General features: G+C 68.2%; 1 protein-coding gene and 2 pseudogenes. All 3 read right to left on the bottom strand.

Annotation, left to right across the window (positions count from 1 at the left end; translation table 11 throughout):
• Positions 1-543, bottom strand: a pseudogene (locus tag ACE3TU_RS21315) (alpha-D-glucose phosphate-specific phosphoglucomutase); the annotation flags it as partial.
• Positions 524-1,984: a glycogen synthase GlgA gene (glgA, locus tag ACE3TU_RS21310; RefSeq protein WP_374627863.1), complete on the bottom strand. Its 1,461-nt coding sequence runs from the start codon at positions 1,982-1,984 to the stop codon at positions 524-526. The pseudogene ACE3TU_RS21315 and the gene glgA, both read right to left, overlap by 20 nt.
• A gap of 19 nt (positions 1,985-2,003) precedes the next feature.
• Positions 2,004-2,572, bottom strand: a pseudogene (locus tag ACE3TU_RS21305) (glucose-1-phosphate adenylyltransferase); the annotation flags it as partial.

Genomic DNA, 2,572 nt, shown 5'->3' with positions numbered 1-2,572 from the left:
GGGGTCGATGACCTCGACGACCATGCCGGCCGAATGATGCGTGCCGATCGCATTGAGATCGACGTCCGGCGCATCCACCGTCAGGTAGCGCGCGATGGCCTTGCTGCGGGCGAACATCGCGTCGGTGATCTTTTCCGGCGCCGGACCGCCATTGCCGACATTGTACTTGATGCCGAAATCGCCGTCCGGCCCGCCCGGATTGTGGCTGGCGCTCAGGATGATCCCGCCGAACGCCCGGTGGTGGCGGATCACATGGCTGGCCGCCGGCGTCGAGAGGATGCCGCCCTGCCCCACCAGCACCGCCCCGAAGCCGTTGGCCGACGCGATGCGGATGATCTTCTGGATCGCCACGTCGTTGAAGTAGCGGCCGTCGCCCCCCACCACGAGCGTCTTGCCTTGGAAACCCTCGAGGCTGTCGAAGATCGACTGCACGAAGTTCTCGACATAGTTCGGCTGCATGAACACCGGCGTGCGCTTGCGCAGCCCCGATGTGCCCGGCTTCTGGTCCGCGAAGGGAGTGGTGTCAATCGTCAGTATCGTCATCGCGCTTCAGCCCCAGGAGTGACGCATAGAGATCGGCATACTTCTCGGCGCTCAGTTCCCACGAGACGTCCGACTTCATCCCGCGGCGCTGCATCTTGTGCCACACCTTGGGACGGTGAAAGAGGGCAATGGTCCGCCGGATGCCCTCCCCGAACGCCTCCTCGGTGGCCGGGGCGAACACGATGCCGGTCGCCACGCCGGCCTCGATGGCCGCCTCGTTGGCATCGATCACCGTATCGGCCAGGCCGCCGACGCGGCTCACCAGCGGCACGCACCCATAGCGCAGTCCGTAGAGCTGAGTCAGCCCGCACGGTTCGAAGCGCGACGGAATCACCATCACGTCGGCGCCGCCCTGGATCAGGTGGCTGAGCCCCTCGTCATAGCCGACGACCACGCCGACCCGGCCGGGATGACGCATCGCCGCGCCCCTCAGCCCGTTCTCGATCTCGGCATCGCCCGAGCCCAGCACGACGAGGCGCCCGCCGCGCGCCACCAGGTCGTCGCAGAGCGGCACCAGCATGTCGAGGCCCTTCTGCCAGGTGAGCCGGCTGACGACGGCGAAGATCGGCCCGTCGCCCGGTTCGAGCCCGAAGCGCTGTTCGACGGCCCGCTTGTTGCCCGCCCGGCTGACGATGGTGCTGGCGGTGAAGCCCTGCGCCAGTGCCGGATCGTGACCGGGGTCCCACGCCACGGTGTCGATGCCGTTGAGAATGCCGTGCACCGCATCGGCCCGTGCCTGCAGCAGTCCCTCGAGGCCCATGCCATAGGCGACGGTGCGGATCTCGTGCGCGTAGGTCGGCGACACGGTGGTGATCGCGTCGGCGCATTGCAGGCCCGCCTTCAGGTAGCCGACGCCGCCGAAATACTCGATCGCGCCCTCCGCCGCCGCGCGATGATCCAGCCTGAGCGCATTGAACACATCCCAGCCATAGCGCCCCTGGAAGGCGATGTTGTGCACGGTGAGCACGGTCTTGACCGGCACCGGTGCATTGTAGCGGACATAGGCGGGGGCGAGGCCCGCCTGCCAGTCGTGGCAGTGCAGCAGCTGTGGCTGGTACCCCTCGACCACGCCGCGGGCCAGCTCGTAGCCGGCAAACGACAACGCCGCAAAGCGACGCCAGTTGTCCGCCCAGTCGACGCCTTCCGCCGTGACGTAGGGGTTGCCCGGACGATCGTAGAGGTGGCCGGCCTCGAGCGCGATCACGTCGAGCCCATCGGCCCGCCCGGCGATCAGACGCGCCGCCCCGCCGAAGAAATCCGCCCAGCCCGCGACCTCGCGCCCGGCCCCCATGCGCGCCATCACCCTGGGATAGCCCGGCAACAGCACGCGCATCGACACCCCGTGCGGGGCGAGCGCCGCCGGCAAGGCACCGACCACGTCGGCCAGCCCGCCGGTCTTGACCAGCGGGTAGGCCTCGGAGGCGATCGAGAGGACTTCGATCATGGGCAACCGCCCCCGTTCATCGTGAGGCGAGATAGCGATCGACCATCGGCTGGGTCACCAGCGTCACGCCATCCGGCGTCCGGCGGAACCACTGCGCGTCGAACTCGGGATCCTCCCCGACCACGAGGCCCTCGGGGATGGAAACGCCGCGGTCCAGCACGACCTTCTTCAGTCGCGCCCCCCGCCCGATCGAGCAGTACGGCAGCACCACCGCCTCGTGCAGTTCCGAATAGGAGTGCACGCGGCTGCCGGTCGACAGCAGCGTGCGCGTCAGTTGCCCGCCGGACACGATGCAGTCGCCGGAGACCAGCGAGTTGACCGCCTGCCCGCGTCGGCCGTCGAAATCGTGGACGAACTTGGCCGGCGGGGTGATCTCGGCGAAGGTCCAGATCGGCCAGTCGCGATCGTAGAGATCGAGCTGCGGGGTCACGTCGGTCAGGTCGATATTGGCCTTCCAGTAGGCATCCACCGTTCCGACGTCCCGCCAGTAGGCGACCTCCTCGTTGGGCGAGCGCACGCACGAGCGCGGGAAGCGATGCGCCCAGGCGGAACCGTTCTTGACGATGTAGGGGATGATGTCCTTGC

The organism is Devosia sp., from assembly GCF_041917035.1.
In the GTDB taxonomy this organism is placed as follows: domain Bacteria; phylum Pseudomonadota; class Alphaproteobacteria; order Rhizobiales; family Devosiaceae; genus Devosia_A.
This window is presented reverse-complemented; position numbering and strand designations above follow the sequence as displayed.